This is a genomic window from Streptomyces niger, from assembly GCF_000718305.1.
Lineage (GTDB): Bacteria > Actinomycetota > Actinomycetes > Streptomycetales > Streptomycetaceae > Streptomyces > Streptomyces niger.
Genome location: NZ_JOFQ01000004.1, coordinates 218,682 through 236,438 on the forward strand (window position 1 = coordinate 218,682; position 17,757 = coordinate 236,438).

Annotated in this window: 15 protein-coding genes; 11 read left to right on the plus strand and 4 right to left on the minus strand. The window is 73.7% G+C overall.

What is annotated here, in order from left to right:
* The first annotated feature begins 158 nt into the window (after window positions 1-158).
* From IF20_RS09775 to IF20_RS09805, 7 genes are all read left to right on the plus strand, one after another.
* The gene (locus tag IF20_RS09775; RefSeq protein WP_052864693.1) at window positions 159-1,763 is read left to right on the plus strand and encodes a class I adenylate-forming enzyme family protein; all 1,605 of its coding nucleotides are present in this window, start codon (window positions 159-161) and stop codon (window positions 1,761-1,763) included.
* 167 nt (window positions 1,764-1,930) lie between these two features.
* Entirely contained in the window at window positions 1,931-3,505 is a 1,575-nt protein-coding gene (locus tag IF20_RS09780) for an ATP-binding protein (protein WP_052864694.1), read from the plus strand.
* On the plus strand, window positions 3,502-3,930 hold the full coding sequence (locus tag IF20_RS09785; protein WP_052864695.1) for a roadblock/LC7 domain-containing protein: 429 nt from the start codon (window positions 3,502-3,504) through the stop codon (window positions 3,928-3,930). The genes IF20_RS09780 and IF20_RS09785 overlap by 4 nt, the downstream gene beginning before the upstream one ends.
* A complete protein-coding gene (locus IF20_RS09790) occupies window positions 3,927-4,286 on the plus strand; it encodes a DUF742 domain-containing protein (RefSeq protein ID WP_052864696.1) in 360 nt (119 codons plus the stop codon). Before IF20_RS09785 ends, IF20_RS09790 begins: the two co-directional genes overlap by 4 nt.
* Window positions 4,287-4,323: 37 nt before the next feature.
* Window positions 4,324-4,896 (plus strand): GTP-binding protein, encoded by a 573-nt coding sequence (locus IF20_RS09795; protein ID WP_052864697.1) that lies wholly within the window; start codon window positions 4,324-4,326, stop codon window positions 4,894-4,896.
* On the plus strand, window positions 4,893-6,404 hold the full coding sequence (locus IF20_RS09800; protein ID WP_052864698.1) for a cytochrome P450: 1,512 nt from the start codon (window positions 4,893-4,895) through the stop codon (window positions 6,402-6,404). The genes IF20_RS09795 and IF20_RS09800 overlap by 4 nt, the downstream gene beginning before the upstream one ends.
* The gene (locus tag IF20_RS09805) at window positions 6,329-7,552 is read left to right on the plus strand and encodes a cytochrome P450 family protein (RefSeq protein ID WP_052864699.1); all 1,224 of its coding nucleotides are present in this window, start codon (window positions 6,329-6,331) and stop codon (window positions 7,550-7,552) included. The genes IF20_RS09800 and IF20_RS09805 overlap by 76 nt, the downstream gene beginning before the upstream one ends.
* On the opposite strand, the gene IF20_RS09810 is transcribed toward IF20_RS09805, so the two are convergent.
* Window positions 7,539-9,302, minus strand: a complete 1,764-nt coding sequence (locus IF20_RS09810) for a FadD3 family acyl-CoA ligase (protein WP_110944031.1) — start codon at window positions 9,300-9,302, stop codon at window positions 7,539-7,541. The two genes, IF20_RS09805 and IF20_RS09810, sit on opposite strands and share 14 nt — an antisense overlap.
* 177 nt (window positions 9,303-9,479) lie before the next feature.
* Here IF20_RS09810 and IF20_RS09815 point away from each other — a divergent pair, with 177 nt between their 5' ends.
* The 3 genes from IF20_RS09815 to IF20_RS09825 all read left to right on the plus strand — a co-directional run bounded on the left by IF20_RS09815 (window position 9,480) and on the right by IF20_RS09825 (window position 11,947).
* Entirely contained in the window at window positions 9,480-10,631 is a 1,152-nt protein-coding gene (locus tag IF20_RS09815) for a lipid-transfer protein (protein ID WP_052864700.1), read from the plus strand.
* A gap of 69 nt (window positions 10,632-10,700) precedes the next feature.
* Window positions 10,701-11,168, plus strand: coding sequence for a Zn-ribbon domain-containing OB-fold protein (locus IF20_RS09820; protein ID WP_052864907.1), 468 nt, complete (start codon window positions 10,701-10,703; stop codon window positions 11,166-11,168).
* The gene (locus IF20_RS09825) at window positions 11,165-11,947 is read left to right on the plus strand and encodes an enoyl-CoA hydratase/isomerase family protein (RefSeq protein ID WP_052864701.1); all 783 of its coding nucleotides are present in this window, start codon (window positions 11,165-11,167) and stop codon (window positions 11,945-11,947) included. Before IF20_RS09820 ends, IF20_RS09825 begins: the two co-directional genes overlap by 4 nt.
* Before the next feature lie 12 nt (window positions 11,948-11,959).
* On the opposite strand, the gene IF20_RS09830 is transcribed toward IF20_RS09825, so the two are convergent.
* Complete coding sequence (locus IF20_RS09830) at window positions 11,960-12,475, minus strand: hypothetical protein (RefSeq protein WP_052864702.1); 516 nt, start codon at window positions 12,473-12,475, stop codon at window positions 11,960-11,962.
* A 127-nt stretch (window positions 12,476-12,602) separates the two neighbouring features.
* Here IF20_RS09830 and IF20_RS09835 point away from each other — a divergent pair, with 127 nt between their 5' ends.
* Window positions 12,603-13,514 carry a hypothetical protein gene (locus IF20_RS09835; protein ID WP_052864908.1) on the plus strand — a complete coding sequence of 304 codons (912 nt, stop codon included), beginning with the start codon at window positions 12,603-12,605 and terminating at the stop codon, window positions 13,512-13,514.
* A gap of 66 nt (window positions 13,515-13,580) precedes the next feature.
* Here the strand turns inward: IF20_RS09835 and IF20_RS09840 are convergent, their stop codons facing one another.
* Complete coding sequence (locus IF20_RS09840; protein ID WP_052864703.1) at window positions 13,581-16,175, minus strand: outer membrane protein assembly factor BamB family protein; 2,595 nt, start codon at window positions 16,173-16,175, stop codon at window positions 13,581-13,583.
* Between the two features lie 691 nt (window positions 16,176-16,866).
* Window positions 16,867-17,631 carry a VOC family protein gene (locus tag IF20_RS09845; protein WP_052864704.1) on the minus strand — a complete coding sequence of 255 codons (765 nt, stop codon included), beginning with the start codon at window positions 17,629-17,631 and terminating at the stop codon, window positions 16,867-16,869.
* Between the last annotated feature and the right edge of the window lie 126 nt (window positions 17,632-17,757).

The following is a 17,757-nucleotide window of genomic DNA, read 5'->3' on the forward strand; positions in this document are numbered from 1 at the left end:
GTCCGGACGCGGTGCGCGCGGGGGCGGTGAGCGCGGGAGCGGTGCGCGCGGCGGTGAGCGCGGGGGCGCGCACAGTACCTGACGGGTCGTCAGTTCTGCTGCTACAGTCGCGCCACATCCCGTTCCGTTCCGTCCCGTCCACTGCCGGGAGGCGCGCCGTGCAGGAGTCCGCTCGGATACGTACGCTCTGGGAGCTGGTCGAGCAGCGGGCCGCCGCGTCGGCGAACGCGGTGATGTTCTACGAGGCGGACGGGCGGACCGTCACCTTCGGAGCGGCGCGGGAGCACGCGCTCCGCGCGGCCGCGGGCTTCCGGGAGCTGGGCATCGGGGCGGGCACGCGGGTGGCGTGGCAGCTGCCGACGCGGATCAGCACGGTGCTCGCCTCGTTGGCGCTGGCACGGCTGGGGGCCGTGCAGATACCCGTCATCCATCTGCACCGGGAGCGCGAGGTCGGCTTCGTGCTCGCCGCGTCCGGCGCGGAGTTCGTGCTGGTCCCGGGCGTATGGCGGGGGTTCGACTTCGCCGCGATGGCCCGCCGGGCGGCGCCGGCAGGCACCCGTACCGTCGTGGTGGGCGGCGCGGCGGGGCTGCCCGAGGGCGACCCGGCCACCCTGCCGGCGTTCCCACCGGGCGGCCTCCGGCGCCGGGCGGACGCGCCGGAGCCCACCTCCTGGATCTACTACACCTCGGGCACGACGGCGGCGCCCAAGGGCGTACGGCACACGGACGCGTCACTGATCGCGGGTGGCGCCGGACTGGCGGCGGCGATCGGGATGTCGCCCTCGGACATCGGGTCGATCGCCTTCCCGTACGCGCACATCGCGGGGCCCGACTACGTCGTCGCCATGCTGGTCAGCGGGTTTCCGGCGGTGGTGCTGGAGACGTTCGCGCCGGGTGCGGCGGCCGACACGTACGCGCGGCTCGGCGTCACCATGGCGGGCGGCAGCACCGCCTTCTACCAGGCGTTCCTGGACGAGTCGCGGCGCCGGGAGGGCACCACGAAGCTGATCCCCTCCCTGCGGGCCCTCTCGGGCGGGGGCGCGCCGCTGCCGCCGGAGCTGTACGCGGCGGCCGGGCGCGAACTGGGGTGCGCGGTGCTGCACGGGTACGGGATGACCGAGTGCCCAATGATCACGATGGGTTCGCCGCACGACAGCGACGAGCAGCTGGCCCGGACGGTGGGACGGCCGGTGCCCGGTGCCGAGGTGCGGATCGCCGGGCCGGACGGGCGGGCGGTGCCGGTCGGGGAGACCGGCGAGGTGACGCTCAAGGGACCGATGCTGTGTCAGGGGTACACGGACCCGGCGCTGACGGCCGCGTCCTTCGACACCGAGGGCTGGTTCCGCACCGGGGACCTGGGATTCCTGCGCGCGGACGGCCATCTCGTGCTGACCGGGCGGCTGAAGGACATCATCATCCGCAAGGGCGAGAACATCTCGGCCCAGGAGATCGAGGACCTGGTGCACGGCCATCCGGCGGTCGCGGAGGCGGCGGTCATCGGGCTGCCGGACCGGGAGCGCGGGGAGCGGGTGTGCGCGGTGGTCACGCTCGCGGATCCCGGCGGACCGCCGCTGACACTGGCTCTGCTGACGGACCATCTGCGACGGTCGGGGCTGATGACGCAGAAACTGCCGGAGCAGCTGGAGATCGCGGACAGCCTGCCGCGCGGCGGCCCGCTGGGCAAGGTGCTCAAGAACGTGCTGCGGGCGCGGTACGCGGACGAACCCGTTACCGACCAGGGGAGATTCACAATTGGGAGTTGACATTCCGGGCTTTTCCGGCATGATCGCCGGTAAAACGGAGTGATCTTGTCCACACGGAATGTCGCTTCCCCACTTCCCCGTGCGAAAGGTCACTGGGTGGGTAACATCGCGGCGGCGATCAGGTGTTCGTCCGCCGTCGCCAAGCCGCCCCCCACACGAGGACCCCGATGACTTCCATACCGGCGACACTGCTCTGGTGCCTGGCCGCAGGCACGGCCGCCGCGGTGGTGATGATCTTCTTCCTGGTCCGTGGCCGGCAGCGCAGCCAGGCCCTGCGCCGGCACCTGGCCACGGCCGAGGCCCGCGCCTCCGCCGCCGAGCGCGGCCACACCGAGATCGCCGCGCAACTCCGCTCCACCGAGGCCGAGATCCGCCACCTCGCCGAGGCCCGGCTGCCCGACCTCGCCACCTCCCTCGCCCACCCGCACGTCTCCGTCCGCGGCCTGAACGACCCGCGCTTCACGGGCACCGACGTGGACCAGGCCCTCACCGCGGCGATGGACCAGCTCTCCCAGGCCGTCATCAAGGAACGGACCCGGGTCGACGAAGCGGCGCAGGCCGCGATGCGGGGCGCCACCACCACCATCCAGGCGCTGCTGTACCGGCTCCAGACGCTGCTGCAGGAGATGCAGCACCGGTACGACGACCAGGCCGTCGCCCAGGACCTGCTGCAGGCGGACTTCCTCAACGAGCAGGCGCTGCGCCGGGTGCAGACCACCGGCGTGGTCTGCGGTGCCTGGCCGGGGCTGACCCGCGACGACTCGCACCTCGCCGACCTCGTGGTCGGTGCCATGTCGCGGCTGCGCGGCTACGAACGCGTCCAGGTCAGCAACCTGCTGCGGGACCCGGTCGGCGTGGTCGCCCGCGCCGTCGAGCCGGTCGCCGTCGCCCTCACCGAACTGCTGGCCAACGCGCTGCACCACTCCCACCACGAACTGCCCGTCGCGGTCACGCTCCAGCAGGGCAACCGCGGCGCCTCCGTCATCGTCGACGACTACGGCATCGGCATGCACGCCGACGAGATCGAGCACGCCATGCGCCTGCTGGGCAGCGGGGAGCGGGTGCTGCTCACGGAGCTGGGCGACCCGCCGCGGTCCGGCTTCGCGGCCGTGGGACAGCTGGTGCGGCAGTACGGCTTCACGGTGCACGTCGAGTCCTCGCCGTACGGCGGCGTGCGGGCCGTCGTGTACATCCCGGGCGACCCGCTGCTGACGCTGATGGACGAGGACACCCAGCCGATGTCGGTGATGGCCCCGCTGCCGCCGCAGATGATGCGGGCGCACTCCACGCCGCTGGCACCGCCGCAGGCCGCTCCGCTCACGGCACCCGCGGCAGGCGCCACTCCGGCTCCCGCGGCGGAGCACCTGTCCGCTCGCGCCCCGGAGGTTCCCATGGAGCGCACGCCCACCCGTACGCCCGATCGCGCGCCCGAGGCCGAGCCCACGCGCACGCCGGAGCTTCAGGCCTCCCGTACGCCGGATTCCATGCCCGCTCGTACGCCCGAGCACGAGCCCGCTTCCGCCCCGGAGTCCGCGACCGACCCGACGACCGGGCTGCCGCGTCGTCGGCGCCGCCGGCCCACCGCCGAACCCGAACCCGCCCTCCCCCGTACGGAACCCGTCGCCGAGCGCAGCCCCGAGGAATCCGCCAACCGCTGGGCAGCCCTGCAGCGCGGCACCCTCTCCGGGCGGGCCGAAGCCGACCACCGCATTCCGCGCCTCGAAGGGAACGACCGAGCATGAGCACCCCCGTCCGCCGCCGCGTCACGCAGGACCAGTCCTGGGTGCTGGCACCGCTGCTGGAACTGCCGCACGTCCTGCACGCGGCCGTCATCTCCGGCGACGGCTTCATCGAAGGTTCCTCGCCCGGCCTCGCCCGGGAGGCGGCCGAGGGCGTGGCCGCCATGATGTCGGCGCTGCAGGGCGCGGGCCGCGCCGTGACCGCCGCGTTCACCGGCCAGGACGACGCCCGGCTGCGACAGACCGTCGTGGAGTCCGAGGAGGGCTGGGTGCTCGCCATCCCGGCCGGCGAGAACACCTGCCTCGCGGTCTTCGCCGCGCCGGAGGTCAACATGGGCGTCGTCGCCCACCAGATGCAGGTGCAGGTCGCCACGCTCGGCGCGAAGGCGATGAGCTCGCCGCCGCGGGAGACGGGCTCGTCCGCATGACGCCCCGCCAGAGCAACCGGCGTCTCGTACCGGCCTATCTGGCGACCGGCGGCCGTGCCCGCCCCAGCCGTAACACCCTGGACCGGCTCACCGTGCTGTACGGCGCGACCGTCACCGCGCCCGCCGAGCTGCGTCCCGAGGCGCTCCGCCTCCTGGAGCTGCTCCGGCCGGGCGCGCTGACCCTCGCGGAGACCGCCTCGCACCTGCGACTGCCGGTCAGTGTCGTGAAGGTCCTGGTGGCCGACCTCGTCGACGCCGGGCACCTGCACGCCCGTTCCCCCATCCCCGAAGCCGAACAGATCGACCGGCAGATTCTGGAGAGGGTCCTCGATGGACTCCGCACTCTCAAGTCCTAGCGCAGCGGGCGGCACCGACAGCGCCGCCGAGGGCGCCATGTACCTGTCCGGCACCGACCAGACCCTGGTGAAGCTGCTGGTCGCCGGCCCCTTCGGGGTTGGCAAGACCACGTTCATCCGGGCCCTGTCGGAGACCCCGCCGCTGCACACCGAAGAGGTGATGACGCAGACCGGCGCGTTCGTCGACAACCTGGCCGGGGTCCGCGACAAGACCACGACCACCGTCGCCATCGACTTCGGGCGGATCACGCTCGCCGGCGACCTCGTGCTGTACCTCTTCGGCACGCCGGGCCAGAAGCGGTTCCGGCCGCTGTGGCAGGACATCGCGCGCGGCGCGGTCGGCGCCCTGGTCCTGGCCGACACCCGGCGGCTGGCCGACTCCTTCGAGGTCATGGACATCATCGAGGAGGCCGGGCTGCGGTACGCGGTCGCGGTCAACGCCTTCCCCGACGCCCCGGCGCACCCCGTCGAAACCCTGCGCGACCACCTCGACCTGCACGACGACACCCCGCTGGTGGTCTGCGACGCGCGCGACCGCGACCAGTCGCTCGACGCGCTGATCGCCCTGGTCGGGCACGTCCTGGACCACACGCCCGGAGACACCGCATGACCTCCCCCCACGAGCCCGGGGCCCTGCCGCCCGAGAACCACCCGTACGGGACCGGCGCGCTGCCCCCCGAGACCCCCGCGTACGGGCCCGGCGCGCTGCCGCCCGAGGGCGCCGCCGCGGGCGCCCCGCCGCCCGGCTGCCCCGCGCACGGCGGCGGAACGACGCACGGCGGCGGTACGGCCGCGCCGTTCCCGCCCCAGGCGTCCCACGCCGCGCCCTACGACCCCGCGCAGGACATCGTCCGGCTGTACGGGCCGGACTTCGCGGCCGATCCTCACGGCATCTACGCGGTGCTGCGGCAGCAGGGACCGGTCGCGCAGGTCGAGATCGCGCCGGGCGTGACCGCGATGCTGGTCACCGACTACCGCGCCGCGCTGGAGCTGCTGAACGACGACGCCACCTGGTCCAAGGACTCCCGGCCCTGGATGCCGACCGTGCCGGCGGACTCGCAGGTCATGCCGATGCTCTCCTGGCGGCCCAACGTGTTCTTCAGCGACGGCGAGGCGCACGACCGCTACCGCAAGGTGATCACCGACAGCTTCGCGCTGATCGAGCCGCACGAGCTGCGCGCCTACGTGCGCGGCGCGGCCGACCAGCTGATCAGCCGGTTCGGTGCCGAGGGCCGGGTCGACCTGATCTCCCAGTACGCGCGCGTCCTGCCGCTGATGATCTTCAACCGGGTCTTCGGGCTGCCCGACTCCTACAGCGACCGGCTGATCTCGGCCCTCGCCGACATGCTGGACGGCGCCAGCCCCGAGCAGGCGGCGAAGGCCAACGAGAACTTCACGCAGTACATCCAGGAGCTGATCGGCGCCAAGAAGGAGCGCCGCGGGCCCGACCTCACCTCCTGGTTCATGGACCACCCCGCCGGCCTGTCCGACGAGGAACTGGTCCACCAGATCGTCATCACCATGGGCGCCGGGCACGAGCCGACCACCAACCTCATCGGCAACGCGCTCGCCCGCATGCTCTCCGACGACCGGTACTACAGCACCCTGTCCGGCGGCGCGCTGACCGCCCGTGACGCCATCAACGACGTGCTGTGGAACGACCCGCCGCTCGGCAACTACTCCGCGCACTACCCCCGCCGGGACGTGTTCTTCCACGGCACCTGGATCCGCGCGAACCAGCTCACGATGGTGTCGTACGCCGCGGCCAACGCGCAGTTCGGCACCACCCCGCTGGAACAGCCCCGCGCGGGCGGCGGCGCGCATCTGTCGTGGGCCGCCGGGCCGCACGCCTGCCCCGTACGCCCCACCGCGCTGCTCATCGCGACCACCGCCATCGAGCGGCTCACCGCCTGGCTCTCCGACATCGAGCTCACGGTGCCGTTCGAACAGCTGGAGTGGCGGGTCGGCGCGTTCCACCGTGCGCTGGCCGCGCTCCCGGCCCGCTTCACCCCTCTCACCCCCGATCAGGCAGGAGCTACCCCATGGGACAGCAGCCCGTCGCCATCGACCCGGCCGGCACCGACCTCCCCGGAGAGGCCGCCCGCCTCCGCGCGATAGGCCCGGCGGCGCTCGTCGAGCTGCCCGGCGGCATCCAGGCCTGGTCGGTGGGCGGGCACGGCCTGCTCAAGAAGCTGCTCGCCGACGACCGGGTGAGCAAGGACCCGCGGCAGCACTGGCCGGCCTGGCGCAACGGCGAGCACCACGACAGCTGGCTGCAATCCTGGGTCGGGGTGACCAACATGTTCACCGCCTACGGCACCGACCACCGCCGGCTGCGCAAGCTGGTGGCGCCCGCCTTCACCGGCCGGCGCACCGAGGCCATGGCCCCGCGCGTCGAGCGGATCACCAAGGAGCTGCTGGCGGGCCTGGAGGCGGTCCCCGCCGGCGAGCCGGTCGACCTCATCTCGTCCTACGCGCTCCCCCTTCCGATGCGGATGATCTGCGAACTCTTCGGCATCCCCGAGGAGTCCCGGGCCCATGTGGGCTCGGTCATCGACGAGGTCATGGACACCTCCGCCACCCCGGAGCAGGCCTCCGCCACCGCCGCGAAGATCGCCGCGGCCCTGGGCGACCTGATCGCGCTGAAGCGGCGCGAGCCCGGTGACGACCTGACCAGCGTGCTGGTCTCCACCCGCGACGACGACGGCTCCCGCCTGGAGGAGCGGGAACTGCTCGACACCCTCCTGCTGGTGATCGGCGCGGGCTACGAGACCACGGTCAACCTCATCGGCAACGCCGTGCACGCGCTGCTCGTCCACCCCGAGCAGCGCGCCCTGCTGGCCGAGGGGCGGGCCGGCTGGGACGACGTCATCGAGGAGACGCTGCGCTGGGCGCCCAGCATCGCCAACCTGCCGCTGCGGTACGCCGTCGAGGACATCCCGCTGGCGGACGGCACGGTCATCCGGCAGGGCGACCCGATCCTCGCCGCCTACGCCGGGGCCGGCCGGGACCCCGAGCGGCACGGCGCGGACGCCGACTCCTTCGAGCTGACCCGCGCCGACCGCGAGCACCTCGCCTTCGGCCACGGGGTGCACTACTGCCTGGGCGCCCCGCTGGCCCGGATGGAGGCGCGCACCGCCCTGCCGGCGCTCTTCGAGCGCTTCCCCGACATGGAGCTGGCCGTGCCCGCGTCGGAGCTGCTGCCCACCGGGTCGTTCATCGGCAACGGTCTGCAGTCCCTCCCGGTCCGGCTCAACCCCTCCTGAGCGTGCGGCCGGTGGCGGCCCGCCCGCCACCGGCCCGACCGGCACCGGCGCCTTCGGGAGCGTCCGTCCCCGCGCCGGTCTCCGGCCTGCGGAGCCGCTCCTTGAGGACCTTGCCGCCGGCGTTCCGCGGCAGCTCGGGCAGGAAACACACCTCCCTCGGCACCTTGTAGTTGGCCATCTCCCGGCGCGACCAGACGAGCAGTTCGTCCCCCGTCACCGCCGCGCCGGGGCGCCGCACCACGTACGCCCGGCCGACCTCGCCCAGCCGGGCGTCGGGTATCCCGATCACGGCGGCGTCGGCGACGTCCGGGTGCCGGAGCAGCAGTTGCTCGATCTCGGCCGGGTAGGCGTTGAACCCGCCGACGATGAACATGTCCTTGATGCGGTCGGTGATCCGGAGGTTGCCCGCCTCGTCCAGAACGCCCACGTCGCCCGTGCACAGCCAGCCGTCGGGCGTGACGGCGCGGGCGGTGCCTTCGGGGTCCTCGAAGTAGCCCGTCATGACGTGGTAGCCGCGCACCCGCACCTCGCCGGGCCGGCCGGGGGCCACCGGGCGCCCTTCCGCATCGACCACCGCGACCTCGGTGTCCGGCAGGGCCCGGCCCGACGTGCCGGCGACGATGCCGGGCGGGTCGCCGCGCCGGCACATGGTGACCACGCCCGAGCTCTCCGACAGGCCGTACGCGGTCAGGACGGTGGCGACGCCCAGCTCGCCGCGCAGCTGCTCGACCAGTTCCAGCGGCACCACCGCCGCACCCGTCACCACCAGCCGCAGCGTCGACAGGTCGTGCCGGCCGCGCGCGGGGTGGTCCAGCAGCTGCCGGTGGAGGGACGGCGGCCCTGGCAGGACGGTGATGCGCTCGGCGGCGATGTTGGCGAGCGCGGTGTCGGCGCTGAACACCGGCTGCGGGACCATGGTCGCGCCGCGCAGCAGGCAGGCGATGGCGCCCGCCTTGTAGCCGAAGGTGTGGAAGAACGGGTTGACGATGAGATAGCGGTCGCCCGCGCGCAGCCCCGCCAGCTCGCTCCAGACGCCGAACGCGCGCAACGTCTGGGCATGGGTGATCACGGCCCCCTTGGGGCGGCCCGTGGTGCCCGAGGTGAACACGATGTCCGACGGCGCCTCGGGCGGCACGGCGTCCGCGCGCTCCCGTACGGCCGCGGCGGGCACCCGCTCGCCGCCGGCCAGGAACTCCCGCCAGGTGCGGAAGCCGACGGGCGCGTCGTCGGCCAGCACCACCACGTCCCGCAGGTCCGGCAGGCCCGGCAGCGGGCCGCTCCCGGGGCCTGCCGCGGTGGCGCGGCGCAACGAGGCGACGTACGAGGTGCCGAGGAACGTACCTGTGACGAAGAGCAGCCGGGTACCGGTGCGGCCCAGCACGTCCGCGGCCTCGGCGCCCTTGAAACGGGTGTTGACCGGCACCAGGACGGCGCCCGCCGAGACGGCACCGAGCGCGGAGACGATCCACTCCGTGGTGTTCGGCGCCCAGACCGCCACCCGGTCGCCCGGCGCGACCCCGGCGGCGATGCAGGCCGCCGCCGCGCGCTCGACCCGCGCGCCCAGCTCGGCGTACGAGACCCGGGTCCGCCCCTCGGCGACGGCCTCCCGGTCGCCGTACCGCGCGGCCGCCGCCCGCACCAGTCGCGGAAGCGTCCCGAACGCCAGGTCGGACCGAGGGTCGTCCCCGCCGGCCGCCTCCGGTGCGCCGGCGCTCTCGTCGTTGCCGTTTCGCCGCACGTCGCCGGGCATCTCGCCTGCCTCTCTCCCCCGGCGTCCGGGCAGACCGCACGGGGTGTCCGGGGTCCCGCCCGGGGGCCGTGCGGCGCGTACCGGCCGGGAGAACCCTGTGCCAGTTAGCTGACTACCCGTCAGATTAACGGTAGCCTCCTCGGCTGTCAGCACGGACGACCGAGTACGGAGGTGGCGATGGGGACGGCCCTCAAGGACGCTACGGCGATCGTCGGCATCGGCCGGACGCCGTTCGCCAAGCAACTCCCCGAGTCCGAGAAGACGCTGGCCTGCCGCGCGATCACCGCGGCCCTCGCCGACGCCGGTATCGCCCCCTCGGAGGTCGACGCCTTCGCCTCCTACACGATGGAGGAGACCGACGAGGTCGAGATCGCCAAGGCCATCGGCGCCGGTGACGTCACCTTCTTCTCCAAGGTCGGCTACGGCGGCGGCGGTTCCTGCGCCACCGTGGCCCACCTGGCCGCCGCCATCGCCACCGGCCAGGCCACCGTCGGCGTCGCCTGGCGCGCGCGCAAGCGCGGCTCCGGCCCCCGCCCCTGGACGAACACGACCGCTCAACTCCCCACCCCCGCTCAATGGACCCGCCCCTTCGGCCTGCTCCGCCCGGCCGACGAGATCGGCATGCTCGCCCGTCGCTACATGCACCAGTACGGCGCCACCCGCGACCACCTCTTCAACGTCGCGCTGGCCTGCCGCAACCGCGCCAACCAGAACCCGGCAGCGGTCATGTACGACCGCCCGCTGACCCGCGAGATGTACATGACGGCGCGCTGGATCAGCGAACCGCTCTGCCTCTTCGACAACTGCCTGGAGACCGACGGCGCACTGGCCTGCGTCCTGGTCTCCGCCGAGCGCGCCCGCGACTGCCGGACCACCCCCGTCCACGTCCACGCCGTCGCCCAGGGCCTGCCCGCCCAGCACCATGGCATGGTCAACTACTGGACCGACGACCCGCTCACCGGTCCCGCCTGGACCGCGGCCCGCCACCTGTGGAAGTCCGCCGACTTCGGTCCGCAGGACGTCGACGTCGCGCAGATCTACGACGCCTTCACCCCCCTCGTCCCCCTCTCCCTGGAGGGCTACGGCTTCTGCGGGCGCGGCGAGGGCGCGGCCTTCACCGAGGGCGGCGCCCTGGAGATCGGCGGCCGGCTCCCCCTCAACACCGGCGGCGGTGGTCTCTCCGAGGGGTACGTCCACGGCTTCAACCTGATCACCGAGGGGGTCGAGCAGCTGCGCGGCACCAGCACCGCGCAGGTGCCCGACGCCGCGACTTGCCTGGTCACCGCCGGCGAGTGCGTCCCGACTTCCGCTCTGCTGCTGAGGAGTTGACCTTCTGTGACGTTCATGGAACCGAGTGTGACAGCACCCGCCGACGGCCGCACCGGCCCCGCCGGGCCTGTGGAAAACTCCGCCGGGCAGCCGCGCACCGCCGACGGCTTCCTGCTCCCCGTCCCCGACGAGGACGGGGCACCCTTCTGGGAGTACGCGGCACGCGGCGAGCTGCGCGTCCAGGCCTGCGCCGACTGCGGCGAACTGCGCTTCCCGCCCCGCCCCTGCTGCCCGCACTGCCAGTCCTTCGCGAGCGAGTGGCGGCGGATGAGCGGCCGCGGCCGCATCTGGTCCTACGTCCGGCCGCACCCGCCGCTGCTGCCCGCGTACGCGGCCCTCGCGCCGTACCACGCGATCGTCGTCGAGCTGGCCGAGGCGCCCCGCATCCGGCTGGTCGGCAACCTCGTGAGCAGCCCCGACGCCGCGCTGAACTCCGTCGCCCCGGAACGGGTACGCATCGGCGCCGCGGTGAAGGTGGCCTTCCACGCGGTGGCGGACGGCGTGACCGTGCCGCGCTGGCTGCTGGAGCGCCCATGACCCTGCGCGTCGACACCCGGGCCGGCGCGGGCGTCGCGCTGGTCACCCTCGACCGGCCCGACCGCCACAACGCCATCGACCTGGAAACCGCCGGCGAACTGGCGGACGCCTGGCGCACCTTCCGCTTCGATGACGCGGTACGCGCCGCGGTCGTGACCGGGGCCGGCGGCCGGGCCTTCTGCACGGGCATCGACCGCGCCGCCCACGTGCCGCAGCCGCCCTCCCCCTACTCCCTCGACGACCCGCTGCTCCGCATCGGCCCCAAGGCCGCCGACCTGTGGAAACCGGTGATCGCCGCGGTCGACGGCATGGCCTGCGGCGGCGCCTTCTACCTGCTGGGCGAGTGCGAGTTCGTCGTGGCGTCGGAGACCTCGACGTTCTTCGACCCGCACACGACGTACGGCATGGTCAGCGCGTACGAGTCGGTGCTCATGGCGCAGCGGATGCCGTACGGGGAGATCGCCCGGCTCGCGCTGACGGGCACCGCCGAGCGGCTCTGCGCCCGCCGCGCCCACGAGGTGGGGCTGGTGTCGGAGCTGACGCTCCCCGGCGAGGCGCTGCCGGCCGCCCTGCGGGTGGCCGAGACGATCGCGGCGCAGCCCACCGAGGCCGTGCAGGGAACCGTACGGGCCCTCTGGGCGGCCAAGGAGGCGACCCGCGAACGGGCGCTGGCGCACGCCCCGCAGCTCATCGCCCTCGGCAACCTGCCACCGGAGCGGCAGGCCGGGCTCTTCGAGGAGCGGCGGAAGGGGAGGCCTGCGCCCCCTCGAGTGCGGTGACCGGCCACCGCCTCAGGAGATGCTCCGGACCTCGCAGTCCGTGACCTTGCCGGCCCGGTCGGGATGCGCCATGGGGATGCGGAAGACCGGATCCCCGGCCACGTCGTCCTCGTTGTCCAGCACGGGGTCGACCGTCCGCTCGCCGGTGTCCACCACGGCACCGTCCGCGCCACGGAACTCGACGGTGATCGTCACGTCGTCGTAAAGCCCGTCGTCCGTCAGCCGGACCTTCGCGCCCGGCCGCTTCGCCTTCGGGTGCTCCGATACGCACTCCACGACGGTGCCCTGCGGCGACGCGGTGGCGCTGGGACTGCTGTCCGCGCTTCCGCTGCCCGCGTAGTCGTCGTCATCGTCATCGTCGTAGTGGTGGCTGCTGCTGCCGTGGTAACCGCTGCTGCTGGAGTGCGCGCTGCAGCCCCCGCCACCGCTGTCGCTGCCGTGGCTTCCGTGGCCGTGCGGCCGGAAGCCGGTGAGCGAGAGCAGGACGACGGCCACGACGGCCGTGAGCCGCAGATGACGGCGTGCCATGAGAACCCCCCGAGTGCTTGACAAGCGCACGTCACAATACAGCCGCCGCATTGCCGTGGCGGGGCCTGTCGGCACGGCGTAGCGTCGGCTGTGGAGGACATCAGCGAAGCGAAACGAGGCGATGCTGGTGATTCGCAACGTCATCGGCTCCCTGATCGCCCTCATCGGAGCGGCGGCCGCCGTATGGAGCCCCTTCCGTCCTTGGTACGACGGCCGTCACGGCGAGGACATCCGTGTCGCCGATCTCTTCAGCGGGTTCAACGGGATCAGCGGCGCCGGCGCGGACGTCATGCGCTCGCTCCTGCTGCCGATGCTCGTCGGGGCCCTGCTCACGCTGCTCGGCATCGTGCTGCGGTCCCGCCTGCTCGTCACGCTCGCCGGACTGGTCGTCCTGGGCTTCACCGTCCTGTGGATGGTGCGGCAGGGCCAGGCCGCCGGCGGCCTCACCGCCGGCAGCGGCGGCCGGGGCCTCGGCGTCGGCGTGGCAGCGGCCGTGGGCGGCGGCATCCTGCTGTTGCTGGCTGCCCTGATGATGAGCGGCCGCCGAGGCGTACGCGCCCGCAAGCGGCGGAGGGAAGAGGAGCAGGACTACGAACCGGCGCCCTACGGAGGGCCCGACGACCGGTACGCCTATGAGGGCGGCGCCCCGTATCCGTACGAAGGCGGTGCTCCCTACCCGTACGAAGGCGAGCCCCGGGGCGGCCCTTACGCCTACGGAGAGCGGGGCAGCCCCTACGCCTACGGGGAGCAGCCACCGGGCCCGGGGCCGCACACGGGCCACCCCGACGTCCCCTACGGAGGCCCGGGGCCGCTCGGCGGCGCCCATCAGGAGCCGTGGCCGCCGACGCACGACGGCACGACCCCGCCGGCCGGTACGCCGCACATCGCACCCCAGGAGCCCCGCCAGGACGGGCCGCCGCCCGACGGGCCGCACCGGGACGAGCCCGCGCCGCCCACGCAGCCGCTGCCGCGCATCCCGGGCGACGAGCGGCAGCAGGGCCGCGACCGCCCGCCCGAGGAGCGCCCCGAGGAGCGCTGAGAGCCGAGGGGCGCCGAGCCCCCGAGGACCGGCGGAGAAGCCCGGCGGCGCCCGCTGGGAGCCCCGCTAGGAGCGCCGCGCCTGTCCGGTCCCCTTGGCCGCGTCCAGCGCGTACACGCAGCGGTCCTTGCTGCAGGCGTAGACGACACCCGCGGCGGCCACCGGGGTGCCGGTGATCTCGCCGCCGGTCGCCAGCTTCCACCGCAGCTGGCCACCCATCGCGTCCAGCGTGTACAGGCAGGAGTCGGCGGACCCGAAGTGCACCCGGCCGTCCGCGGCCACCGGGGTGCCGATGACCTCACCGCCCGCCTGGAAGCGCCAGCGGGGCGTGCCCGTCACCGCGTCCAGCGTGTACAGGGCGTTGCCGCTGCCCAGGTGCACCGCGCCGTCGGCGACCAGCACCGGCTCGGTCGACTGGCGCGCCTCGGTAGCGATGCGCCAGCGGTCCCGGCCGTCGTTCGCGTCCAGCGCGTAGACCGTGCCGAGGTAGTCGGCGAGGTAGATCCCGCCGCCGGTGACGGCCGGCCCGGGAGCGTAGGCGGGCGGCGACAGGAAGACCGCGGGCGCCTCGAAGTGCCAGCGGACGTCGCCGCGGTGGATGTCGATGGCCAGGACGCGGGTGCCGGCCACCACGTAGGCCACCCCGTCCGGGGCCGTCAGCAGGCGCACCGGCACCCCGCCGCAGGACGCCGCGTCCCCCACGGGGTACGACCAGCGTTCGGCGCCCGTACGGGCCTCCAGCGCCTTCAGCCGCGCGTCCGCCCACACGTAGACCGTGCCCTCGTGCACGACCGGGCCGGACTCGGCGGTCTCGAAGTCGGTCTGCGCGCCGCCGATCTCCCACAGCAGCTCGCCGTTTGCCGCCTCCCACGCCTGCACGCCGCCACCGCGGGTGCCGGTGACGACCGTGCCCCGGTCGACGCCCAGGCTGTAGACCCAGCCCTCGGTGTTCAGCCGCCACAGCTCGGAGCCGTCGGTGGCGTCCAGCGCGTACAGGCTCGGGCCGTCCGAGGCGTGGATGCGGCCGTCCGAGACGGCCATCGCCCAGGCGACCTCGCGGGTCTTGAACTGGCGCCGCCCGCTGGCCACGTCCAGGGCGTGCACCTCGAAGGACGTGACGTACAGCAGGTCGCCGGAGACCACCGGGGTGCCCCACACGTCGTTCGACATGCGGAACCGCCAGGGGCGCCAGCGGCCGGGGCCGCCCTGCGCCGCGGGGTCGGCCGGCCGGGCGGGCGCGGGTGCGGCGTGACCGGCCTGCGGGCCGGGGGTCTGCGGGGGGACCGCGGGCGGCGGTCCGGCGGGCCCGGGCGGGGCCTGCACGCCGGCCGGCGGCCGTACCCAGTTGGTCGCCTGTCCGGGCTGCGGATGCGGGGCCTGGCCGTCCGCCCGGGGGCCCGGCCCTATCGGGGCGACGGAGCCGCCGAGCCGTACGGAGCCGTCCGGGCCTCCGGTCTCCGGGGGCAGGGGCGCGGCGGGCGCGACCGGGCCGGTGGGCGCCGCCTGCGCGAGCGGTGCGCTGCCGCGCGGGTCGCTCATCCGGCGCGCGCCCGGCCCGACCGCCGCGGAAGCGGCCCAGCCGGGATCGCCCGTGGCCGCGGGCATCGGCGCGCTCTCCTGGCGCTGCGGGGCGGGGCGGGAGACGGACGGCGGCTGCGCGGGCGGAGCGGCGGGCGGCTGCTCCTGCTGGACGGAGTACGCGCCCGCGGCGCCGCGCCCCGAAGAGGCGGCGGCGCGCTGGGCGGCCTGCCGCGCGGCGGCGACCCGGCCGCCACGCCGGCTCTCGATGAGGCCCACGGCGTTCCCCGGGAGCCAGGCCGAGGCCGTGCCGCTGTCGTCGGTACCGGAACCGAACAGGTGCGGGGCCAGCTGGGACTGCAGGTCGGCGGGGCTGGGCCGGTGCTCGGCGGCCATCTGCATCGTGGACTCGATGAGCGGCCGCAGCTCGTCGGGCAGCCCTTCCAGGTCCGGGCCCTCGCGCAGCAGCATGAAGACCGTCTCGACCGGATTGGCGCCGTGGAAGGGGGCGTGTCCGGTGGCGGCGAAGACCAGGGTGGAGCCGAGGGAGAAGATGTCGCTGGCACCCGTGACGCTGCGCGAGTCGCGCGCCTGTTCGGGTGACATGTACGCAGGCGTGCCGACGGCGACGTTCGTCATCGTGAGCCGGGTGTTCGACACCCCGCTGGCGATACCGAAGTCGATCACGCGGGGGCCGTCCTCGACGACCAGCACGTTCGACGGCTTCAGGTCGCGGTGGACCAGCCCCGCACCGTGGATGGACTGCAGGGCCTCGGCGACGCCGGCGGCCAGCCAGCGCACCGCCTGAGCCGGCAGCGGCCCGCACTCATTGACTATTTCCTCCAGCGAGGGGGCGGGGACGTACGCGGTCGCCAGCCAGGGCACCGCAGCGCGCGGATCGGCGTCGACCACCGCCGCGGTGTAGAAGCCGCTGACCGCCCGCGCCGCCTCGACCTCGCGCGTGAAGCGGACCCGGAACAGCTGGTCCTCGGCGAGCTCGGTACGGACCGTCTTGATCGCCACCCGCCGGCCGGACGCCGAGCGCGCGAGATACACCAGCCCCATACCGCCGGCACCGAGACGGCCGAGCACCTCGAACGGGCCGATCCGCCGGGGATCGTGCTGCGTCAGCTGCTCCACCACTTGCCTGCCACCTCCCCGTGGGGCGTCAAAGAGACTCTCAAAAGCCAAGAGCCGCCGAGAGCCACTGCCCCGAGCAGCGTCTCACCGCCTGGCCGATTCGGCCGTACGCATGCTGATTCTTCCTGGCGAAGCCGACGGTTGCGAACCCGGGGGCTTCCCGCCGTGTCCCGTGTCCCGCCGAGCGGTACGCACAGGGGTCGTTACCTGCCGTTACACCCCACGTGCGCAAGTCCGTCCGGTCCGGTTCACGCGCCGGCCGCACATATGTCCGGTGACCGCCGGGTGGCCGAGGTCACGGCCGTACGTCCCGGCCGGATCCCGCCGGGCTCCGGCCCGTGCACCGGTGTGCCGTCCGTCGTCGCCATTCACTTCCCCGTACGTGCTGTTCGTCCCGCGCGCTCAACGGTTTCCGCGGAGCCTGCGGACCCGTTGCCGGACCGCGCCGCCCGCGGCCCGGCAACGGGAGCTGCCTCTGGCCCCAATTCTGCTGTGCCGAACGCCGTTCGGGGGCCATGACCACGAACTAATTGCCGGACGGGCACGCCTACTTGGCAAGAGGAGTGGCCATTTGTACCGAACTGGCGCGGTATGCGCCACGTCTTATGAAGGCAACATTCACACTTCCGAGGCAGAAGAGGCGGGTGTGACAGCTGGGACGGAACACCAGGGCGACCGCCTCGCCGCCCCGTACCTACTTCGGAGCCATCAGCCCGAAGGCCGCCCCTTGATTGTCGACCACCAGGGCAAGGGGGCCGCCGGGCGTCCCCTGGGGCTCGCTGAGGACCTTGCCGCCCTGCCGGACCACCGTCCGCACGGCCGCCTCCATCTCCTCCACCAGGAAGAAGACGGTGAAGTGCGCGGGCAGCTCGGCCGGCGCCCGCGCGTCCAGCACGATCCGGCAGCCGATCTCGCGCTCCTGCCCCGGGATCCGCCACGGCAGGAACGTGGCGGTGGGCCCTGGACCGTCCGTCACGCCTTCGAAGCCGAAGACGTCCCCGTAGAAGGCGTCCACCGCTTCGGGGGCCCGCGTGCTGAGGCCCATCCATACGTACGCGCCGGGCTCGGCCTGCGCCTCGAAGCCCTCGTGCCGACCGGCCTGCCAGGCACCGAAGACCGCTCCCCCGGGGTCGACGCCCAGCATCATCGCGCCCAGGTCGCCGACCGGCGTCACCCCCGTGATCACTTGACCGCCCGCCTCCCGGACCCCGGCCACGGTGGCGGCGAGGTCGGAGGACGCGAAGTAGACGCCCCACACGGTGGGCATCCGGCCGTCCCTCTTGGGCATCAGGCCCGCGACCTTCCGCCCGTCGAGCAGCGCGGTGGCGTAGCGGCCGAACTCGGGATCGCTGCCCACGTAGGACCAGCCGAACAGCTCACCGTAGAAGCGCTTGCCCGCTTCCAGGTCGGGCAGCATCGCGTCCGCCCAGCAGGGCGCACCGTCCACAAAAGCCGTCATACGGACAAATTAGACCGGTACACCGACGCGCGCCTTCGGATGCAGCCTCCGGCAATACCCCCCGGAGGTTGTCCACCACAGTTGTCCACAGGCTGTTGATAAGACGATTCACTTGTTCAGGCCAAA